The sequence below is a fragment of the Vibrio sp. 1CM24A genome (assembly GCF_023161725.1).
In the GTDB taxonomy this organism is placed as follows: Bacteria; Pseudomonadota; Gammaproteobacteria; order Enterobacterales; family Vibrionaceae; genus Vibrio; species Vibrio coralliirubri.
In genome coordinates this window covers 1-19,692 of the sequence record NZ_JALNTS010000005.1, presented here as the reverse complement: position 1 = coordinate 19,692, position 19,692 = coordinate 1, and the positions used below count along the sequence as shown (strand labels likewise).

20 protein-coding genes are annotated in these 19,692 nt (G+C 43.4%); 11 read left to right on the top strand and 9 right to left on the bottom strand.

The features are described 5' to 3' along the window. Nucleotides 1–10 precede the first annotated feature (10 nt). Genes MSG38_RS12150 through MSG38_RS12135 form a run of 4 tightly spaced genes read right to left on the bottom strand, consistent with a single transcriptional unit; the run spans nt 11 to nt 2,280 of the window. Complete coding sequence (locus MSG38_RS12150; RefSeq protein WP_017062206.1) at nt 11–418, bottom strand: CBS domain-containing protein; 408 nt, start codon at nt 416–418, stop codon at nt 11–13. Continuing rightward, complete coding sequence (locus MSG38_RS12145; protein WP_017062207.1) at nt 415–765, bottom strand: P-II family nitrogen regulator; 351 nt, start codon at nt 763–765, stop codon at nt 415–417. Before MSG38_RS12145 ends, MSG38_RS12150 begins: the two co-directional genes overlap by 4 nt. Continuing rightward, nucleotides 755–1,549, bottom strand: a complete 795-nt coding sequence (locus MSG38_RS12140; RefSeq protein WP_248401931.1) for a DUF1538 domain-containing protein — start codon at nt 1,547–1,549, stop codon at nt 755–757. The genes MSG38_RS12145 and MSG38_RS12140 overlap by 11 nt, the downstream gene beginning before the upstream one ends. Further along, entirely contained in the window at nt 1,546–2,280 is a 735-nt protein-coding gene (locus tag MSG38_RS12135; protein WP_019820230.1) for a DUF1538 domain-containing protein, read from the bottom strand. Before MSG38_RS12135 ends, MSG38_RS12140 begins: the two co-directional genes overlap by 4 nt. 289 nt (nt 2,281–2,569) lie before the next feature. On the opposite strand from MSG38_RS12135, the gene MSG38_RS12130 reads away from it, so the two are divergent. The 6 genes from MSG38_RS12130 (at nt 2,570) to MSG38_RS12105 (ending at nt 7,685) form a co-directional block, all read left to right on the top strand. After that, nucleotides 2,570–3,484 (top strand): TIGR01777 family oxidoreductase, encoded by a 915-nt coding sequence (locus MSG38_RS12130; protein WP_048606498.1) that lies wholly within the window; start codon nt 2,570–2,572, stop codon nt 3,482–3,484. Nucleotides 3,485–3,527: 43 nt separating this feature from the next. Further along, on the top strand, nt 3,528–4,355 hold the full coding sequence (locus MSG38_RS12125; RefSeq protein ID WP_248401930.1) for an SDR family oxidoreductase: 828 nt from the start codon (nt 3,528–3,530) through the stop codon (nt 4,353–4,355). A gap of 396 nt (nt 4,356–4,751) precedes the next feature. Continuing rightward, entirely contained in the window at nt 4,752–5,606 is an 855-nt protein-coding gene (locus MSG38_RS12120) for a co-chaperone YbbN (protein ID WP_050647344.1), read from the top strand. 197 nt (nt 5,607–5,803) lie between these two features. Continuing rightward, entirely contained in the window at nt 5,804–6,733 is a 930-nt protein-coding gene (locus MSG38_RS12115; protein WP_017063395.1) for an SPFH domain-containing protein, read from the top strand. 3 nt (nt 6,734–6,736) lie between these two features. Continuing rightward, nucleotides 6,737–7,186, top strand: coding sequence for an NfeD family protein (locus MSG38_RS12110; RefSeq protein WP_017061926.1), 450 nt, complete (start codon nt 6,737–6,739; stop codon nt 7,184–7,186). Between the two features lie 319 nt (nt 7,187–7,505). Next, nucleotides 7,506–7,685 carry a hypothetical protein gene (locus tag MSG38_RS12105; RefSeq protein ID WP_017061927.1) on the top strand — a complete coding sequence of 60 codons (180 nt, stop codon included), beginning with the start codon at nt 7,506–7,508 and terminating at the stop codon, nt 7,683–7,685. Between the two features lie 64 nt (nt 7,686–7,749). Here MSG38_RS12105 and cueR read toward each other — a convergent pair whose 3' ends face one another. The 5 genes from cueR to zipA form a co-directional block, all read right to left on the bottom strand. Next, nucleotides 7,750–8,142 carry a Cu(I)-responsive transcriptional regulator gene (gene cueR, locus MSG38_RS12100; protein ID WP_048606508.1) on the bottom strand — a complete coding sequence of 131 codons (393 nt, stop codon included), beginning with the start codon at nt 8,140–8,142 and terminating at the stop codon, nt 7,750–7,752. A 93-nt stretch (nt 8,143–8,235) separates the two neighbouring features. Beyond that, nucleotides 8,236–9,051, bottom strand: coding sequence for a DUF2057 family protein (locus MSG38_RS12095; protein ID WP_248401929.1), 816 nt, complete (start codon nt 9,049–9,051; stop codon nt 8,236–8,238). 98 nt (nt 9,052–9,149) lie between these two features. Next, nucleotides 9,150–10,289, bottom strand: coding sequence for a porin (locus MSG38_RS12090; RefSeq protein ID WP_061038745.1), 1,140 nt, complete (start codon nt 10,287–10,289; stop codon nt 9,150–9,152). A gap of 525 nt (nt 10,290–10,814) precedes the next feature. After that, nucleotides 10,815–12,827, bottom strand: coding sequence for an NAD-dependent DNA ligase LigA (ligA, locus tag MSG38_RS12085; RefSeq protein ID WP_132762032.1), 2,013 nt, complete (start codon nt 12,825–12,827; stop codon nt 10,815–10,817). Nucleotides 12,828–12,919: 92 nt separating this feature from the next. After that, nucleotides 12,920–13,963 (bottom strand): cell division protein ZipA, encoded by a 1,044-nt coding sequence (gene zipA, locus MSG38_RS12080; protein ID WP_050653762.1) that lies wholly within the window; start codon nt 13,961–13,963, stop codon nt 12,920–12,922. 229 nt (nt 13,964–14,192) lie between these two features. Between zipA and cysZ the strand changes: the two genes are divergently transcribed. The 5 genes from cysZ (at nt 14,193) to crr (ending at nt 19,190) form a co-directional block, all read left to right on the top strand. Further along, nucleotides 14,193–14,951, top strand: a complete 759-nt coding sequence (cysZ, locus tag MSG38_RS12075; protein WP_029235129.1) for a sulfate transporter CysZ — start codon at nt 14,193–14,195, stop codon at nt 14,949–14,951. Between the two features lie 233 nt (nt 14,952–15,184). Further along, nucleotides 15,185–16,153 carry a cysteine synthase A gene (gene cysK, locus MSG38_RS12070; protein ID WP_017061934.1) on the top strand — a complete coding sequence of 323 codons (969 nt, stop codon included), beginning with the start codon at nt 15,185–15,187 and terminating at the stop codon, nt 16,151–16,153. A gap of 302 nt (nt 16,154–16,455) precedes the next feature. Further along, complete coding sequence (locus MSG38_RS12065) at nt 16,456–16,713, top strand: HPr family phosphocarrier protein (RefSeq protein ID WP_004734263.1); 258 nt, start codon at nt 16,456–16,458, stop codon at nt 16,711–16,713. Between the two features lie 136 nt (nt 16,714–16,849). After that, nucleotides 16,850–18,574 (top strand): phosphoenolpyruvate-protein phosphotransferase PtsI, encoded by a 1,725-nt coding sequence (gene ptsI, locus MSG38_RS12060; RefSeq protein ID WP_017061935.1) that lies wholly within the window; start codon nt 16,850–16,852, stop codon nt 18,572–18,574. A 106-nt stretch (nt 18,575–18,680) separates the two neighbouring features. After that, complete coding sequence (gene crr / locus MSG38_RS12055; RefSeq protein ID WP_004737851.1) at nt 18,681–19,190, top strand: PTS glucose transporter subunit IIA; 510 nt, start codon at nt 18,681–18,683, stop codon at nt 19,188–19,190. Nucleotides 19,191–19,692 lie beyond the last annotated feature (502 nt).

The following is a 19,692-nucleotide window of genomic DNA, read 5'->3' as shown; positions in this document are numbered from 1 at the left end:
TATCTAAATGCTACACGTCATCTCTCGCCATACCGTTGATCACGATATTATTGTAACTAACCATACCGACTATCTTGTTATCACGAACTACTGGCGCACGACTGATACCAAAGCGTTCAAACAGGCGAGCGCAATACTTTACGTTCATCTCAGCAGACACGCTTAGCGCTGGCTTGGTCATGATCTCATAAACATTAGTTCGCTTCGGAGATCGGTTCTTAGCCAGTACTTTCTTGGCAATGTCATTCATCAATACGATGCCGTATTCGTCATCTTCGTGGCGCTTATCGACAATAATTGCTTTCACTTTGTGCTTCTTCGCCATCTCTATCGCTTCTAACACAGTGGTTAGCCCATCGATAATCACGTACGTATTGGCCATGACATCACCTACTCGGATTTTTTCACTGGTACTCATAACTCATCCTCCACAACCTTAGTTAATGTCTCGACTTGGTGCGCAACCCCGACTGCGTCTTCGATATCGATCTGCACCGCTATACCTTGTCCTGACTCCTGGTCAAACTCACCGACTTCGCCAATAGTTTCAAGAATATGCCTAGCTAAATGCTCCTCAACCACAAACAGCAACACATCTTTTTGCACCTCTAACGTTAAGCCGAAGAAGGTGGTTTTTTGGTTTAAGCCTTGCCCTCTGGCGTTATTAATCACCGTTGCTCCAGTCGCGCCCGCATCACGCGCGGCATCGAGCACAGTATCGGTCTTGCTCTCTTCTACAAACGCTAAGATAAGTTTAAAGCGCATCTTTGCTCTCCTTAGAGGTGTGTAAACGGTTTAACCATTGTGTTATTTGGGCATAGCCCATCACTGAAATGATGGGAAATAAACTGGCAAAGGCGATCAACCCAAAGCCATCAATAACAGGATTTCTTCCTGGTACGGTTGAAGCGAGTCCAAGCCCGAGCGCCGTCACTAAAGGGACTGTCACCGTTGATGTAGTTACGCCACCCGAATCGTAGGCCAATGGAATAATGAGTTTTGGGGCGTAAAAGGTTTGAATGACCACGACGACATAACCAAAAATGATGTAGTAATGGATCGGGTCACCCGCAACGATACGGTAGCTACCCAGTGAGATACCGATAGCAACGCCCAATGCCACTGCGATCCTCAGCCCATTGACGCTAATACTGCCACCGGAAACTTGGTTCGCCTTAATCGCTACAGCAATCAAAGAGGGCTCGGCTATCGTGGTGCTGAAACCAATGCAAAACGCGAAAAGATAGACCCAGTAATAATCAAACCAAACCAAAGCAAGACCAGAACTGATCTTAAACTCAGTCAAAAAGCTTGGCTCGGTGAGTTGCATTGCCATCGTCTCCCCTAAAGGAAACAACGCGAGCTCCAACCCCATCAAGAATAGAGATAAACCGAGGATGACGTAGAAGAAACCGATCAGCACTTTGGCTAGGTTATTGACGGGCTTACGCAGTACCGCTAACTGAAAACCGAAGATGATGATCGCAATCGGGATCACATCCATCACAGTGCCTAAAAAAGTGTCGATAAATTGTTGGGCACTGATCATGTCACTACCATCCCGTACACCATGACAAACATCATCGGCAACAACGAAGCAAACGCGATCAACCCAAAACCATCTATCATCGGATTACGCCCTTTAATTGCCGAGGCTAAACCCACTCCTAATGCGGTCACTAATGGGACGGTGATCGTCGATGTCGTCACTCCGCCAGAGTCATACGCAATTCCAATGATGTTTTCCGGAGCAAATGCAGTTAGCACCACCACTCCAATATATCCACCGATGATCATGTACTGGATTGGCCAACCTTTTAAGATTCTCAGCACACCGAGTAAAATAGCGATACCGACTGACAGTGCCACAGTAAAGCGCAGGCCATCGGCATACTGCTCCATTTCATCTAACGTATTGGGGATTACCCCTCCCTCGGCAGCCACTTCTGCGGCTTCGGCAGCGACTGCGGTTAACGCTGGCTCGGCTATGGTAGTACCAAAACCCAAACAAAAGGCGAAGATCAATAACCAGAACACACTCCCCTTTCTGGCAAATGCTTGAGCCATCGATTCGCCAATTGGAAACAACCCCATTTCAAGGCCAAAGATAAAGAAAGTGAGTCCAAAAACGACGAGCACTAATCCGGTTAGAATAGATAAAAGATGAGGAAGTGGCTCTTGTAAGACAGCAAGCTGGAAGAAAGCGATTACCGCCACGATTGGCAATAGATCCCTCAGGCTACCTAACATGGATCGAAACAAAGCAAGCACCGCCGTCATCGCAATTCCTTGTCGTTGATTATGAATTAACAATAATCATGGCAAATCCTTATCATTGCTTATGTGACAAATATTACGCAGTTGGTAACATATCCGAGTAAAGTGCATAAGTGTGATAACGGTACACATCCTGACTTGATGAATTTAATTTCACTCCTTTGTAAATTGAAAAAGGCGTAATTTGGGTATCACACGATTGAAACCTTATGATCGTTATAGTGATTTTTTCGTATTGATTGGCGACTAAAAACAAGCCATGTCTATAATTATGTTTAATAGGGAGATTGGTATGAAGATATTGTTAACGGGTGGTACTGGATTTATTGGCTCTGAATTGGTCAAGAGTTGGAACACTGACGACGTGACACTGCTGACGCGGAGTCCTGAAAATGCGAAGCAAAACCTAAATCACCTCAACCAGAACAACCTTCATTATATTCAATCCCTTGATGAGCTCAGTGATCTCAACGACTTTGATGTGGTGGTCAACCTTGCAGGTGAACCGATTGCCGATAAGCGTTGGAGTACAGAGCAAAAAGAGAGGATCTGTAACAGCCGCTGGCACATCACTGAAAAGCTGGTCGAATTAATTCATGCCAGTAGCAACCCGCCACACGCTTTTATTAGCGGTTCAGCCGTGGGTTACTATGGCGATCAACAGCAGCACCCGTTTGACGAGTCACTGCAAGTAGAAGATGAAAGCTTTCCTCATAAAGTCTGTGCCCACTGGGAAGAGATAGCCAAAAGAGCACAATCAGAAAGCACACGCGTGATACTACTGCGAACAGGGGTTGTACTTGGCGAGAATGGCGGCGCACTCAAGAAGATGCTATTGCCTTATAAACTCGGCGTCGGTGGTCCACTAGGTTCAGGTGAGCAGTACATGCCATGGATTCACATTCTCGATATGGTGAGAGCCATCAACCACTTGTTGTCTATCCCTCACGCTCAAGGGGAATTCAATATGTGTGCTCCTCACCCTGTGACCAACAAACTGTTCAGCAGCACGTTAGCGAAACAATTAGGCCGACCGCATTTCTTATTCACGCCGAAATGGGCGATGTCGATTCTAATGGGGGAATCATCTTGTTTGCTATTTGACAGCATTCGCTCCAAGCCGAAGAAACTCACTGAGATGGGATTCATCTTTAGTTATTCAAGAATCGAGCCAGCACTAAAAAACTTGTTACAACATCAAGACTAATTCTTTACCCTAGAGCGATAGAGACTCTAATAAAGGATTAAGTGTGAACAAGTCGATTCTGATTACCGGTTGCTCAACAGGTATTGGCTATACATGTGCTCATGCACTTCAAAAGCGTGGTTTTCATGTCATTGCATCTTGTCGTGATCCACAAGATGTTCAACGCCTTCAAGATGAAGGCCTCACCTGTATTCAATTAGATCTTTCCAACCAAGAAAGTATTGAGCATGGCACCAAGCTTGCTATTGATCTCGCACCTAATGGATTGTATGGATTATTCAATAACGGTGCTTACGGTCAAGCAGGTGCGCTAGAAGACTTACCAACCCAAGGACTCAGAGAACAATTCGAAACCAACTTCTTTGGTTGGCATCATCTCGTCTGTCAGATCCTTCCGCACATGCGCGAGCGTGGCGAAGGTCGAATCGTACAAAACAGTTCCGTATTAGGTTTTGCAGCCATGAAGTATCGTGGTGCTTATAATGCTTCTAAATTCGCGATTGAGGGTTGGACGGATACCTTACGATTAGAACTGCATGGCAGCGGTATACAGATCTCATTACTGCAACCAGGGCCAATTGAGACTCAATTTAGAACTAATGCCCTGAAAGCGTTCAATAAATGGATCAACGTTTCTGGCAGCGCTCACCAAGACGCTTACCAACAACAAAAAGATCGACTCGAAAAAGAATCATCGAATAATGCTTTTGTTCTACCTCCAGAAAGTTGTATTGAGCCGGTATTCCATGCTCTCACCGCCGACAAGCCCAAGCTAAGATACCGAGTGACAACCCCGACTAAAGTGTTCGCGGTATTGAAAAGGATCCTACCGAGTCGCTTGCTAGACCCTATTTTGAGAAAAGCTGCATAAATTACTAACTTTGAATGCAGAGTCGCAAACTTTAATGTAACGATGTAATTTTTCCGTAACAATAAGATGTCATGATTATCCTATCCCATCAGTTATTCCCAATTGATGGTTCTACTCTGGAAATCTCATGACTTTAAACCGCCTTAATTGGGTAGGTGTGGGTCTGGCTATTACGTTGTTTATACTGTTTTGAGTATCTCACGCAACGCCTCACTAACTACCTCGATGATAACGCTATGCCTTCCATGTTGAGATAACAACTCTATCAACATCGAAGCATAGCGTTTTTCTATTTTTGGTTCTTTTTATCCGAGATAACCGAGTTAGATCTTGAAGTTACCGACTAATCCCCCCATATTTGCAACGTATCCACAAAACAAACCTCAAGGAACGTAAATGCAATCTCCGCATATTGTTGAACTTAATGAGCAGAACTTTCGTCAAGTATTAGAAGGTTCGATGCAGACCCCTGTACTCATCCATTTTTGGGCACCAATGAGCCAAGAGAGCGCCCAAGTCATTCCTGAACTTCAAACTTTAACTCAGCAATACAACGGTGCCTTCACCTTAGCCCTGCTCAATTGCGAACAAGAGCAAGCTATTGCTAGCCAGTTTGGTGTTCAAGCACTGCCTACTATTGCACTGTTTGTTAACGGTCAGCCAGTCGATGGGCTCGGTGGCCCTCAAAGCATAGAAGCTATCGTCGATATGCTAAGCAAGCACCTTCCTAGCCAAGATGAACTTGCTTTGCGTCAAGCTCTTGAGCAAATGCAAGCTGGCGAGCACACACAAGCACTAGCAGCAATGCAACAACTCCCAGCAGAGCTGACGAATAAAGGTGAAGTAAAACTGGCGATCGCAGAGTGTTTGTTAGAAACGCAACAATTTGACCTTGCTGAAGCTCAGCTAGCAACCATCCCTCTTGAGTACCAAGACAACTACTACAAAGGCTTAGTTGCAAAGCTTGAACTTCATAAACAAGCAGCAGACAGCCCTGAAATACAAGCACTAGAAGCCGCTCTTCAGCAAAATCCGAGCGACGCTAAAACAGCATCTGAATTAGCATTGCAATATCACCAAGTGAACCGCAGTGAAGAAGCTATGGATCTATTATGGTCTTTCCTAGCCAAAGATCTTAATGCTCTCGATGGTGACATGAAAAAAGAGTTCATGGACATCTTGAGTGCCCTTGGACAAGGTAACCCAGTTGCCAGTAAGTACCGTCGACAGCTGTACTCTCTGCTTTACTAGTTAAACCTAAAAAGCGGTAGATTAAACATCGAAAATTGACAATTTAATCAATTAGTTTATCGAATAACAGAATGTAAAATGGGCCATGAAATCAATATTTTATGGCCCATTTCTCGTTTATAAATTTGCTCAGAATTTAAATATGAGCCAGTATCAATACTGAACTATCAAAAACTTAAACTTGCAAAGGATTTTGTATGCCTATTGATACCTTGATTACTATCGGCGTCTTTACTGCCGTCGCACTGTTATTTATCTTCGCTGGCGTAAAAACCGTTCCACAAGGCAACAACTGGACCGTTGAACGCTTCGGGCGATACACACACACCCTTAAACCGGGTCTTAACTTAATTATTCCATTTATTGATAAAGTTGGACAGCGCATCAGCATGATGGAGCGTGTTCTCGACATCCCAGCACAAGAAGTCATCTCCAAAGATAATGCAAATGTGGTTATCGATGCGGTTTGTTTTGTTCAAGTTATCGACGCGCCTAAGGCGGCTTATGAAGTGAATGACCTTGAACATGCGATCCGTAACTTAACCCTCACCAATATCCGTACTGTGCTTGGCTCGATGGAACTGGATGAGATGCTGAGCCAGCGTGACATGATCAATACCAAGCTACTGAACATCGTTGATGAAGCGACAAACCCTTGGGGCGTAAAAGTCACCCGTATCGAAATTAAAGACGTACAGCCACCAGCAGACCTTACTGCTGCGATGAATGCCCAGATGAAAGCCGAGCGTAATAAACGTGCTGATATCCTAGAAGCAGAAGGTGTACGACAAGCTGAGATCTTGAAAGCAGAAGGTCACAAGCAATCAGAGATCCTGAAAGCCGAAGGTGAGAAGCAAGCGGCAATATTGCAAGCAGAAGCCCGTGAGCGTGCTGCAGAAGCAGAAGCTAAAGCGACAGAAATGGTATCAACGGCGATTGCTCAAGGTGACATGCAAGCGGTCAATTACTTTATTGCACAAGGTTACACCGACGCATTAAAATCTATAGGCCAAGCTGAAAACGGCAAGATCATCATGCTACCACTCGAAGCAACTGGCCTTATGGGTTCTGTAGCGGGTATCGCGGAGATGTTTGCACATAAGAATGACAAAGGTAGTAAGGACTAACTTATGGTCGAATTACTAGAACAAGTAAACCACTGGCATTGGTTAGCGTTTGGTCTAGCATTGTTAGCGCTTGAGCTAATTGGGACCGCTGGTTACTTTTTATGGATAGGCATATCTGCCATGCTGGTCGGTGCCCTATTAGGCGCACTACCAATCGGTTGGCAGATGCAATGGCTGTCCTTTGCAAGCTTCTCTCTGATTACCACTTGGTTGTGGTGGAGAAGACAACTGTCTAATGACAAGCAGTCAGATGCAGGACGAGAGTTAAACCAAAGAGAAAAACAACTGGTAGGTCAAACCGTTATTCTAAGTGAAGACGTAAAGAAAGGTAGCTGTCGAATTAAGTTCGGTGACTCTTCTTGGTCAGCAAAGGCCAGTCAAGATATTCCATCTGGAACCGAGATTAAGATTGTCGCTTTAGACGGAATCGTTCTAATAATAGAACCTTTATAAACAAGAGCTATATGAAGCCTGCATTTTCAATAAATACAGGCTTTTTCTATTTTTGAACCTTAATAATATTCGAATTATCATTGCGATAGATTGAATTGAAAAAAAAATAAGTTCTTATTTCGTAAAGCTAAAAAGTTTGATTGAGCTAAAAAGGTATAAGAAAGCCAGATTTCTTACCCAAGATATATATGAATAGTTAACCTTACTCTCGCTTATTTATAATTATTAAAAATGTTAAGTCCGTTCAATTTTTGAAATTTTCTTTTCCTTGTCCATACTTTCAATTATCTCAATTAGAGATAAACCTAATGGAGTTTGTATGAGACATTTTTTAATAATTCTAACGGCTATTTTCAGCTTATCATTTGGAAGCGCTCTAGCGAGCAGCCAGTCTCCTGGTAACGGAAACATGGGGCCGATTGTTAAGTGTTCAGATGGTAACGCAGTCACTCATGTACCACTGTTGATCTGTAAACATTACGGCGGAAAGGTGCTGTGATAGGTGATTAAAGTCAGGCTAGTAATGTAATTGCTGCCTGACGATTATTTAGAACTGGAATAACCTAACTGCGGCCAGATAGATTATTCAAGATAGGACATTCCGTTGAAGTATCTCCAGGGCAGTCATGTACCCAAGATTGTAGCTGAGCCTTCATCTTGTTTAACTCCGCAAGCTTCAACTCTATTTCATCTAACTTCTGAGTGGCCTTCTTCTTTACTTCGTAGCTTTCTCTGTTTGGATTCATTGCCAACTCGACAAGTGACTTACACTCTTCGAGAGTGAAACCAACCATTTTAGCTCTCAATACGAACTCTAACTGTTCTATATGAATCTCGCCATATTGCCTGTAACCATTTTCTGATCGGTGCGGTGGACTCATCATGCCTTTACTTTCGTAAAAACGAATAGATTTCGCTGTTGTACCAACACGTTTCGCTACTTCACCAATATTCACAATCTTACCTGTAAGCCTAAAATGAAAAACCGCAGTACTGTTGTTATACAATACTGCGGTTGAAAAACATAGCTAGAGACTTACGTTAGAAGCCTACTCTTGCTCCAACAGCCAAATCATAGTTTGAGATTTTTCTTCGCTGTTTAGCTTATTAAACCAATATGAAACCATTTCGATTTCTTTTGAGCCTTCTAGTGATGCCGGCGTCGCGTTCTTACGGTTTTGGAATGCCCAATCCGTCACAGCAGATTGCTCTTCTTTTGTAGCTTGTCCATACCAGTAATTAACCATCTCTTGAGCTTGAGACGCTTTTGGTTCTTGAGCAACAACAGCTGCTGCTGCTGCTGCTGCAGGCACGACTACTGGAGCAACCGCGATAGCAGTATGATTATTTGCACCGTTATAAATTGTGTCGATATACGCTTTCGGCACAATGAAAGTTGTACTCATTACTGAGTTTTGTCCATCAAGCGTAAATTCTAAGTTCTTCTCTCTTGCTTGTTGGATATCAGCGTCGCTCAACGGAAATTTAATATATTGAGTCTTTGTGCAGTGTTCACTGCAACTCTCTCTTGGAACCTGTCTCTCTTCAAGGTCTATCGTCTTTCCAAGAAAGCTTACAGTTTCGTATTCTTTATAGCTCTGGAAGTAACTCACATCCATGATAATTGAAGATTCTGGCGCTGAATTCTGCGTTACTTCTTTGTTGTATGTAAAGTAAAGTGACGATTTCAGGATATCAGCACCGACGTTCGCTTTACTTTCCGCTACATAAGATTGTCCAGTCACTTGAATGTAACCACCTTTTGGCTGTACATCTGCGACTGAGTCTGCAAAATTACTTTGTGAATCGAGTGAACTACAAGCTCCCAAAAATAATGATAATACAACTACACTAACTTTATTCATTATGACTAATTCCTTATGTTCACTATGGAAAAACGCTGGCAAACAAAATTTACCAGCGTTTTGATTTTTATCTAACTGTTTAAGCTAAAGATTCTAGCTTAGAAACCGTACTCAAGACCAACGCGAGTTACGATATCTGTATCAGCATCACCAACAGTACGACCCGCTACACGTAGGTAAGGTACGAAACCGTTATGAACAGCCATTAGCTGACCAGAAATAGTGTTGCTGTCAGAGTTAGCATCTTTAGAACCATTTGTTTCAGACTCAAGGTTAGCTGCGTAACCTAGTTTGAAACCGATTGGACCATTCCAGTATTGACCAATGATTGAGTAAGAATCTTGAGTCACTTTACGGATGCCGTTGTCTAGCTCTTCGCCTTTATATGCTGCAGCGAAACCGAAACCAGCTGGTAGGCTAGCTTCAAAACCAACGATGTATGCGAATGTGTCGTCATCGTAACCAGCTACAGCATCAGTTTGGTAAATTTCACCTTTAGGCGTAGTTACGTTGCCGTTTGCATCTTTAATGTCTTCTTGAGCTACAACATACTCACCACCAGAAGCCGCAACTACACGAGTACCAGATTCAACCGCACCCATGAATGTGATTTTCTCAAAGCTGTATTTAGCACTTGCGCCAACGAAGTTTGCATCACGAGTCGCTGCGCCACCACCGTTGTCGTTATCATCACGACCAACAGAAGCTGCAAAAGAGAAACCGCCAAATTTAGCTGAATCGTAACGTACTTGGTTAGATTGACGATCGTAGTGACCGTTGATGCCGCCCCAATCGAATACAGAACCTAAACCAGGGTTAGAGAATGGCCAGTCGACGATTTCGTATAGTGGTGTAAGAACACGACCCACACGAAGGTTACCCCAAGAGCCAGAAGCACCAACGAACGTATCACGGAAACCTAGAACACCACCTGAAACGCCACCGTGAGACCAGTCTGTGCTATCTACGTAGCCAGATTCGATCTGCATTGTGATAGTAACGTCTTCAAACATATCTTTGTGAGCACGGAAGCCGATACGAGATTCGTTCTCTACTGCGTAACCAGAGCTAGAGTCATTGTTGTCAGTTGTGTTGTAGTTCACTAGAGAGATAGCTGCAACACCGTAAACGTCAACGTTGAAGTCAGAGTTGATACCAACTTCTTTCGCCATTACGCCTGTCGATAAAAGTGCAACAGATGCACCTAGTAGAGTACGTTTGAAAATTTTGTTTTCCATGGAATAAAACTCCTAAAAATGGATATAGCTGTTTGAATATTCCCCGCCTAAAGTTGGCCGCCGTAGAGAGAAATACCTTTTCTTGTTTGAGAACCCTAAACTCTGAATTCTCTATTTCCTTTCTGGTTATACACATCGTGTGCATCCATGGCATTAAGACTAACTTCGCCCTCAAAAAGATCAATGAGAACTTAATTTTCATCTAAAAAAATATGAGTTGGTGCAAATTTAGTAGGTACTTAGTGATCCAGATCGATAAATTGTAAAGCTCACAACCAAAAACAATAAAAACAATAAATATCAACCACTTGAATGGAGCGCACTCTTGTAAAAATAGAAGTGACTCGCATTTTTGATACAACTACAATGGTATTTCATTAATGTTGAGCAGCGTCACTGTCCTGATTTTAGAGTTCGTATAGGAACAAAATTCTCAACAATTAAAAAGCCCTCATTTTTATATCAGAAACAAAAAAGGCACTCCCTTGAAAGAAGTGCCTTTGAGCTTTTTTTATCTGTATTTACTTACGAAATAAGGGCTATTAGATCTTCTTCGGTTCTTATTTCGATACCTAAATCTTGTGCTTTGGTTAATTTAGAACCCGCAGCTTCTCCGGCAAACAAGATGTCCGTTTTCTTCGATACGCTACCCGTCACTTTCGCACCTAATGCTTGTAACGCAGCTTTAGCTTCACTTCGACCTAATTGCGACAATGAACCTGTTAACACAACGACTTTACCTTCCAAAGGCAGTTCTTGGTCATCAGGAGCTTCTTCGATCACAGGCCAGTTCACACCAAGCTCGATTAACTGATCAACAACCGCTCTGTTTTTCTCTTGTGAGAAGAAACTGGTGATATGGCTAGCAACGATGTCACCAATATCTGACACTTCCACTAGCTGTTCATGAGTTGCAGCTTGAACCAGTTCCAACGTCTTAAAGTGTTGCGCTAGGTTCATCGCTGTCGCTTCACCGACTTCACGAATACCGAGTGAATAGAGGAAACGCGCTAATGTCGTGTCTTTGGCTTTATTCAGCGCGCTCACGACGTTCTGTGCCGATTTAGGCCCCATTCGGTCAAGAACAGTAATCACGCCAGCACTTAGCTTAAATAAATCAGCAGGTGTTTCGACCATTTCACGGTCCACAAGCTGCTCAATTACTTTCACGCCCAGTCCATCAACGTCTAGCGCCTTTCTAGAAACAAAGTGTTTAAGGGCTTCTTTACGCTGCGCCTGACACACTAAACCGCCGGTACAACGCGCTACCGCTTCGCCTTCTACACGCTCAACCGCAGAGCTACATACTGGGCAAGCATCAGGGAAAACAATGTCTCTAGCCGTTTCAGGGCGACGATCTAGTACAACAGCCACTATTTGTGGAATGACGTCACCTGCACGGCGAATAATAACACTGTCTCCTACCTTCACGCCTAAACGCGCAATCTCATCGGCATTGTGTAAAGTGGCATTGCTGACTGTCACGCCGCCAACGAAGATAGGTTCCAGTTTAGCAACCGGCGTAATAGCGCCAGTACGGCCCACCTGGAACTCAACATCGTTAAGCAGAGTGATTTCTTCTTGCGCTGGGAATTTGTAAGCAATCGCCCAACGAGGAGCCCTAGCAACAAAGCCAAGTACTTCTTGAGCCGCGATATCATCGACTTTAATCACCACGCCGTCGATTTCATAAGCTAGTGCATCACGACGAGTCATAATATCTTGGTAATAGGCTTTCACGTCTTCGAGAGAGCTCAGTTGCTTAGTCTCGGGACACATAGGTAAGCCCCAACCTTTAAGCTGTAAGAAGCGTTGGTAGTGACTATTTGATAGCTCAGCGCCTTGTACAACACCGACACTGTATGCGTAGAAAGCCAATGGACGTTTCGCTGTAATACGAGAATCAAGCTGACGTAGGCTACCTGCAGCGGCATTGCGTGGGTTAACAAAGACTTTCTCGCCTTTCTTTAATGCCATCTCATTCAACTTATCGAAACCCGCTTTTGGCATAAACACTTCGCCACGAACTTCAATACGCTCCGGCCAGCCTTCACCTTGCAACTTAAGTGGGATAGAGCTGATAGTACGCACGTTTTCAGTGATGTTTTCCCCCGTCGCACCGTCACCACGTGTCGCAGCCTGAACTAAAGTGCCATTCACATAGAGTAGGCTAACTGCAAGGCCATCAAGCTTAGGTTCACAACAGAAAGTCTTGAGGTTTGCGGTTGGCGCTCTATCAGACATTCGCTTATTGAACGCATCCAAATCTTCATCAGAGAAAGCATTGTCCAGAGAAAGCATTGGGATCTCATGAGTCACTTGAGTGAAACCATCGAGAGGCTGACCACCAACACGTTGGCTCGGAGAATCTACCGTCACTAGTTCCGGGTTCTCTTCTTCGATCTTTAGCAATTGCTGCATTAATCGATCGTACTCGACATCAGGGATCTCAGGGCTATCTTCTACGTAATAACGAACGGCGTGATAATGCAGAGTTTCTCTTAACTGCTCTAAGGTAACTTGAATCGATTCTTTCATATCATTCTCTGTCGTGATTGAAATATCAAAAAGGGCTCCCTTAGGAGCCCTTTTCTATAAATATAGATTATTTACAAGGCTAAACAATACGGCTAGGCATTCGATGCCGTCATAAAGTCTCTGATTTGCTTGCGGTAGTCAGATAAACGGTTTGGTGTCATTAAGTTGCGTGACTCATCCAACACGTTTCCGCCCATATCGTCGGCAATTTTCTGCGCCGCACTCAGCATCACATTGAAGTTTTGATCAGCTTGACCGTAACAAGGTAGCGTCATAAAGAACGAAATACCTTTAGTCGTGAAGTCAGCAGGATCATCATGCTCTAGCGTTCCCGGCTGCATCATGTTCGCTACGCTGAAAATAACCTTTGGTGTGTCTGTAGATTGTGCAAAGCAGTGGTAGATAGACATCTCACCATAAGTTAGACCGTTGTTCTCCATGCTGCGGAAAAGTTCCGTCCCAACGAACGGGACCTCTCCAGCACAATGAACATTAAGAACAATCACGTCTAAGCCAAGTTCTTCATCTGGCTGAGTTTCTTCAACGGGCGCACTTTGCGGAGTCACGACTTCTTTCGCAACAACGGGCTCTCTTTGAGTAAGCGTTTCGTTTGGAACGACTGGCTCATCAACTGTCTCAGAAGGTTCTTCAAACGAACCGTACTGCTCTTTAAAGCCGGCATGGTTTTCTTTTTGCTCGTCAGTCAACTCAAAGCTTGGAACTTCAGGCTCAACGACCTTCTCTTCCTCAATCACTTCAGGTTCACTTTCAACCTTAATTGGGTCTTCTACGCTGAAAGAAGGAAGATCATTCAATTCGATGTCATCTTCGTAAGCTTCTTTCGATTGTGGCGCTGTTAACGGATCTGAGTCGATCAGCGGATCAGTCTCAGAGGGTGAAACAGCAAAATCCGGCTCTTTACGTTCTTTTCGGATTATCTCAAAATCATCTTCTGGGGCGAATGAACGGTTTGGAATAGTTTCTGCTTCATCTAAGCTGTCGTTATCAAGCTTACCGAGCGGCTTATCTCCAAACTTTGCTTTCCCTTCTTTTTTACTCGTCCATAGACCATGGAACAATAATGCGGCGATAGCTAATGCGCCAACAATAATGAGTACAAATCGCAATTCCTGCATTTTTCGCTCTCAGCTTTCTTAGTCAACTAGCTATAAACACGCTGTCACTAAGTTGGGTTAATTTGGCTAATCTCACTACTCTATCAAAAGTAGCCACTGTTTTAGAACAACTTAATACAATTAGTTCCTTACATGGTGTGATTTTCACCACGCTTTTTTTCTTAATTTCGGTCGAGTACACTAGACATGTTTGCTATTTAACCAAATTCACATGTGACCTAATTTAAATATGACTATTGAATCTGTTCCCCGCTCCGGCTTTGGCTATTTTATTTTCGGAATAAAAATCGCTTTATCACCGAGCATTCGTAAGTTTGTACTAATGCCACTTATCGCGAACGTGTTACTCGTTGGTGGTGCCTTGTTTTATATCTTCTCCAACCTAAACACTTGGATTGAAGGTTGGATTGGTGCATTGCCAAGCTTCTTGTCGTGGTTGTCATACATTTTATGGCCACTGCTTGTGTTAACCGTTTTGGCCACGTTCTCGTATTTCTTTAGTACGCTCGCTAACTTCATTGCCGCACCGTTCAACGGTTTACTCGCGGAAAAAGTTGAAGAGTTGTTGAGTGGTAAAAAAGTTAATGACGATGGTTTACTTGATGTTCTCAAAGATACCCCACGTATATTAGCGAGAGAATGGCGCAAGCTTGTCTACATTCTGCCAAAAGCGATCGGTTTATTCCTGCTTTTGTTAATTCCAGCACTAGGACAAACCGTTGCACCGTTTTTATGGTTTATTTTCACAGCATGGATGTTAGCGATACAATACGCCGACTACCCATTCGATAACCATAAAATCAAGTTTGATGATATGAGAAACAATTTGAAACAAAAACAAGGCAAGAGCTACAGCTTTGGCGCGCTTGTTTCTGTGTTCACCACAATTCCAATTCTAAACCTGATCGTGATGCCCGTTGCCGTTTGCGGCGCGACGGCAATGTGGGTTGCTGAGTTTAAAGACCAAGCTCTGCGCTCTCGTCTATAACCGTCCCTACATTTCCTACACGCCCTAGTCTCGCCTATCTTTTTGAAGTTCTAATTTCAATAAAGATAGGCGTGAATTCTGCTACATATCTATATGATATAACTTTTTAATCCTTTTACCTTTTTTTCAACTTGTTTAATCTAAATTCAAGCTGAACAAACATCGAAAGACACTAGACGGTAAAGTGATTGATATACTACGTTTAGTTCTGTCATTAAATGAAGGAATATCGCATGAGCAAGATCTACGAAGACAACACCCTAACGATTGGTAACACACCTCTAGTCCGCCTTAACAAAGTAAGCAAAGGTAACGTCCTAGCTAAGATCGAAGCTCGTAACCCAAGCTTCAGTGTTAAGTGTCGTATCGGTTCAAACATGATCTGGGAAGCAGAAAAAGCGGGTACGCTTAAGCCAGGTATCGAGCTTGTTGAGCCTACCAGTGGTAACACAGGTGTTGCACTTGCATTCGTAGCAGCAGCACGCGGTTACAAACTAACACTCACTATGCCTGAATCAATGAGCCTAGAACGTCGTAAGCTGCTTAAAGCGCTTGGCGCAAACCTAGTGCTAACTGAAGCGCCAAAAGGCATGAACGGCGCGATAGCTAAAGCAGAAGAGATTGTTGCTTCAGACCCAGACAAGTACTTACTACTACAACAGTTCAACAACCCAGCAAACCCACAGATTCACGAGCAGACGACTGGTCCTGAAATTTGGGAAGCAACAGACGGCGAAATCGATGTGTTTGTCGCGGGTGTAGGTACTGGCGGTACTATTACAGGTACAAGTCGTTACATTAAAGGTGAAAAAGGCAAAGCGATCACCTCAGTAGCGGTTGAACCAGCAGAGTCTCCAGTGATTGCACAGGCACTTGCAGGCGAAGAAATCAAACCAGCTCCACACAAAATTCAAGGTATCGGTGCAGGTTTCATCCCTGGAAACCTAGATTTAGAGATTATTGACCGTGTTGAATCGGTAACTTCTGAAGAAGCGATTGAGATGGCTCAACGCCTAATGAAAGAAGAAGGTATTCTTGCTGGCATCTCATCTGGCGCGGCAGTTGTAGCAGCGAACAGAATCGCCGAACTACCTGAATTTGCAGGAAAAACCATCGTTACCGTACTGCCAAGTTCTGGTGAACGTTACCTAAGCACAGCCCTATTTGCTGGCATCTTTACGGAAAAAGAGAACCAACAATAATATGTGGTCAAATCAATTTTTCGTCCAAAAAAGCCCCGTTTAGGGGCTTTTTTGTTGATCCCTGCCCCACCTTTGGTAATATCGGGTCTGTTTTATTTTTCGCTTCAAAATAAAAGAAGCAATAAACAAATTCTGAAAGTCATGAGTACTCAACAAAAGACGACCATGGCTGGATAAAAATTTATAACCAGTCTAAGTTCTAACACGAACATGGCGTACTAGCCTCTAGCGCATTTGGGCTAAAGCAGTTAAGCTAATCTGGTTACAAACTTACAAAAAATAAATTAATTGGGGTATATAAAATGTACGAGAAGCAAGTAGAAATCACAGCAGAAAACGGTCTTCACACTCGTCCAGCTGCACAGTTCGTTAAAGAAGCAAAATCTTTCGACGCTGACATCACAGTGACTTCTAACGGCAAAAGCGCTAGCGCGAAAAGCCTGTTCAAACTACAAACTTTAGGCCTAGTAAAAGGTACTAACGTTACTATTTCAGCTGAAGGTCCTCAAGCTCAGCAAGCAGTAGACCACCTAGTTGCTCTTATGGATCAACTACACTAATACGGTCTCCTTCTTTCAAAGCCATTTTGCATAGCAAAGTGGCTTTGTTCGAAATAGATAGGAATAAGCGCGACATTAGTCGACGACTTAAAGTCACACACTCTCCCGTTTACAGTTGAACAACTAAGGTAAGGCTATGATTTCAGGCATCCTAGCATCTCCTGGTATTGCTTTCGGTAAAGCACTACTACTTCAAGAAGATGAAATTGTCCTAAACACTCAATCTATCTCTGACGACCAAGTTGAAGCAGAAGTACAGCGTTTCTTTGACGCTCGTAACAAATCTTCTCAGCAACTTGAAGTTGTTAAGCAAAAAGCACTTGAAACTTTTGGCGAAGAAAAAGAAGCAATCTTTGAAGGCCACATCATGCTGCTTGAAGATGAAGAGCTAGAAGAAGAGATTTTAGCACTCATCAAGAAAGACAAAATGCACGCAGACAACGCGATCCACACTGTGATCGAAGAGCAAGCTGTTGCACTAGAGTCTCTTGATGATGAGTACCTAAAAGAACGTGCAACTGATATCCGTGATATCGGTACTCGTTTCGTTAAAAATGCTCTAGGCATCAACATTGTATCTCTAGCAGATATCAATGAAGAAGTTATCCTAGTTGCTTACGACCTAACGCCATCTGAAACTGCACAAATCAACCTAGACTACGTTCTTGGTTTCGCTTGTGACATCGGCGGTCGTACATCTCATACTTCAATCATGGCACGTTCTCTTGAGCTTCCAGCTATCGTTGGTACTAACGATATCACTAAGCAAGTTAAGAACGGCGACATGCTTGTGCTAGACGCAATGAACAACAAGATCATCATAAACCCTTCAGATGCTGAACTAGCAGAAGCTAAGAAAATCAAAGAAGATTTCGAAGCAGAAGCGGTTGAACTAGCAAAACTAAAAGATTTACATGCTGAAACTCTAGACGGTCACCGTGTAGAAGTTTGTGGCAACATCGGTACAGTAAAAGACTGTGACGGTATCCTGCGTAACGGCGGTGAAGGCGTTGGTCTGTACCGTACTGAGTTCCTATTTATGGACCGTGACGCGCTTCCTACTGAAGAAGAGCAATACGTTGCTTACAAAGAAGTAGCTGAAGCAATGGAAGGCGAGTCAGTGATTATCCGTACTATGGATATCGGTGGCGATAAAGACCTACCATACATGGACCTTCCACAAGAGATGAACCCTTTCCTAGGCTGGCGTGCAGTACGTATCAGCTTGGATCGTCGTGAAATCCTACGTGACCAACTACGTGGTATCCTACGTGCATCTGCACACGGTAAACTACGTATCATGTTCCCAATGATCATTTCTGTTGAAGAGATCCGTGAACTGAAAAAAGCAATCGAAGAGTACAAAGTTGAACTTCGCGCTGAAGGCCTAGCTTTCGATGAAGAAATCGAAATCGGCGTAATGGTTGAGACTCCAGCAGCTGCTGCAATCGCACACCACCTAGCGAAAGAAGTATCTTTCTTCTCTATCGGTACTAACGACCTAACGCAATACACTCTTGCGGTAGACCGTGGTAACGAGATGATTTCTCACCTGTACAACCCACTATCTCCTGCTGTTCTTACAGTAATCAAGCAAGTGATCGATGCATCACACGCTGAAGGTAAGTGGACTGGTATGTGTGGTGAGCTTGCTGGTGATGAACGTGCAACGCTACTTCTTCTTGGTATGGGTCTAGATGAGTTCTCTATGAGCGGTATCTCTATCCCTAAAGTGAAGAAAGTAATCCGTAACTCTAACTTCGCTGAAGTTAAAGCTATGGCTGACGAAGCACTATCTCTACCTACAGCTGCAGAAATTGAAGCTTGCGTAGAAAAATTCATCGCTGAGAAAACTCAGTAATCGCCAAATGCTTAATAAAGTTAGACGGCTAAAAATAGTCGTCTAATTTGTTAGATTGGTATAGTATATTCTACAGAATAAAACTAAACGTTAGGAGCATGACACAATGGGTCTGTTTGACAAACTGAAAAAGCTTGTATCTGATGACAGCGCTGATGCTGGTGCAATCGAAATCATCGCACCTCTTTCTGGTGAAATCGTAAACATCGAAGACGTGCCAGATGTAGTTTTCGCTGAAAAAATCGTTGGTGACGGCATCGCTATCAAACCAGCTGGCGACAAAATGGTAGCTCCAGTTAACGGTACTATCGGTAAGATCTTCGAAACTAACCACGCATTCTCTATCGAGTCTGACGACGGTGTTGAGCTTTTCGTTCACTTCGGTATCGATACTGTTGAACTTAAAGGCGAAGGCTTCACTCGTGTAGCTGAAGAAGGTCAATCTGTTAAAGCTGGTGACACTATCATCACTTTCGACCTAGCGCTTCTAGAAGAGAAAGCGAAATCTACGCTTACTCCAGTTGTTATCTCTAACATGGACGAAATCAAGGAGCTGAACAAGCTTTCTGGTTCTGTAACTGTTGGCGAAACTCCAGTTCTTAAAGTAACTAAGTAATTTCGATTACTTATCTGCTTTAATTAAAACGCTACCTAAGGGTGGCGTTTTTTGTGCCTGTTATATTTGTTCAATACCTCAGATAGGCATTACTGAGTATCACACCGAAAACCTTCTCCTAGCTCCCTCAATCAGTGACAAACACACTGACCGTTTGTCCTCTGCTATCCGACCTAGTTTTTTACTAAACGTTGTTAAGCGCTATTCAAAGCATTTCAGCCATACATCAAATTACACTTGTGAATTTTAACAAACAGCAGATCTCTGATATCTCGTTCTACTCGATTCTGAGATGACGACTAAAGACTTCGACTCATGTAAACAATGGATCAATACCACCCTATAGTCTTCATTCCCTACAGTGAGGCACGAACGCGATAGGGAATCTCGCTTTTGCTCCTGCCTACCAACATTGCACTTTTCTAATACCAATTCCATTAATTAACTTACCAATAGAGTCCAATCTCTAAAGCAGAGGGATTGGACTCTGCGTTTATCTTCA

Excerpts from the sequence above, each read along its gene's own strand:
- MSG38_RS12150 (WP_017062206.1), bottom strand. The coding sequence starts at position 418 with ATGAGTACCAGTGAAAAAATCCGAGTAGGTGATGTCATGGCCAATACG.
- MSG38_RS12145 (WP_017062207.1), bottom strand. The coding sequence starts at position 765 with ATGCGCTTTAAACTTATCTTAGCGTTTGTAGAAGAGAGCAAGACCGAT.
- MSG38_RS12140 (WP_248401931.1), bottom strand. The coding sequence starts at position 1,549 with ATGATCAGTGCCCAACAATTTATCGACACTTTTTTAGGCACTGTGATG.
- MSG38_RS12135 (WP_019820230.1), bottom strand. The coding sequence starts at position 2,280 with ATGACGGCGGTGCTTGCTTTGTTTCGATCCATGTTAGGTAGCCTGAGG.
- MSG38_RS12130 (WP_048606498.1), top strand. The coding sequence starts at position 2,570 with ATGAAGATATTGTTAACGGGTGGTACTGGATTTATTGGCTCTGAATTG.
- MSG38_RS12120 (WP_050647344.1), top strand. The coding sequence starts at position 4,752 with ATGCAATCTCCGCATATTGTTGAACTTAATGAGCAGAACTTTCGTCAA.
- MSG38_RS12115 (WP_017063395.1), top strand. The coding sequence starts at position 5,804 with ATGCCTATTGATACCTTGATTACTATCGGCGTCTTTACTGCCGTCGCA.
- MSG38_RS12110 (WP_017061926.1), top strand. The coding sequence starts at position 6,737 with ATGGTCGAATTACTAGAACAAGTAAACCACTGGCATTGGTTAGCGTTT.
- MSG38_RS12105 (WP_017061927.1), top strand. The coding sequence starts at position 7,506 with ATGAGACATTTTTTAATAATTCTAACGGCTATTTTCAGCTTATCATTT.
- MSG38_RS12095 (WP_248401929.1), bottom strand. The coding sequence starts at position 9,051 with ATGAATAAAGTTAGTGTAGTTGTATTATCATTATTTTTGGGAGCTTGT.
- MSG38_RS12090 (WP_061038745.1), bottom strand. The coding sequence starts at position 10,289 with ATGGAAAACAAAATTTTCAAACGTACTCTACTAGGTGCATCTGTTGCA.
- ligA (WP_132762032.1), bottom strand. The coding sequence starts at position 12,827 with ATGAAAGAATCGATTCAAGTTACCTTAGAGCAGTTAAGAGAAACTCTG.
- zipA (WP_050653762.1), bottom strand. The coding sequence starts at position 13,963 with ATGCAGGAATTGCGATTTGTACTCATTATTGTTGGCGCATTAGCTATC.
- cysZ (WP_029235129.1), top strand. The coding sequence starts at position 14,193 with ATGACTATTGAATCTGTTCCCCGCTCCGGCTTTGGCTATTTTATTTTC.
- cysK (WP_017061934.1), top strand. The coding sequence starts at position 15,185 with ATGAGCAAGATCTACGAAGACAACACCCTAACGATTGGTAACACACCT.
- MSG38_RS12065 (WP_004734263.1), top strand. The coding sequence starts at position 16,456 with ATGTACGAGAAGCAAGTAGAAATCACAGCAGAAAACGGTCTTCACACT.
- ptsI (WP_017061935.1), top strand. The coding sequence starts at position 16,850 with ATGATTTCAGGCATCCTAGCATCTCCTGGTATTGCTTTCGGTAAAGCA.
- crr (WP_004737851.1), top strand. The coding sequence starts at position 18,681 with ATGGGTCTGTTTGACAAACTGAAAAAGCTTGTATCTGATGACAGCGCT.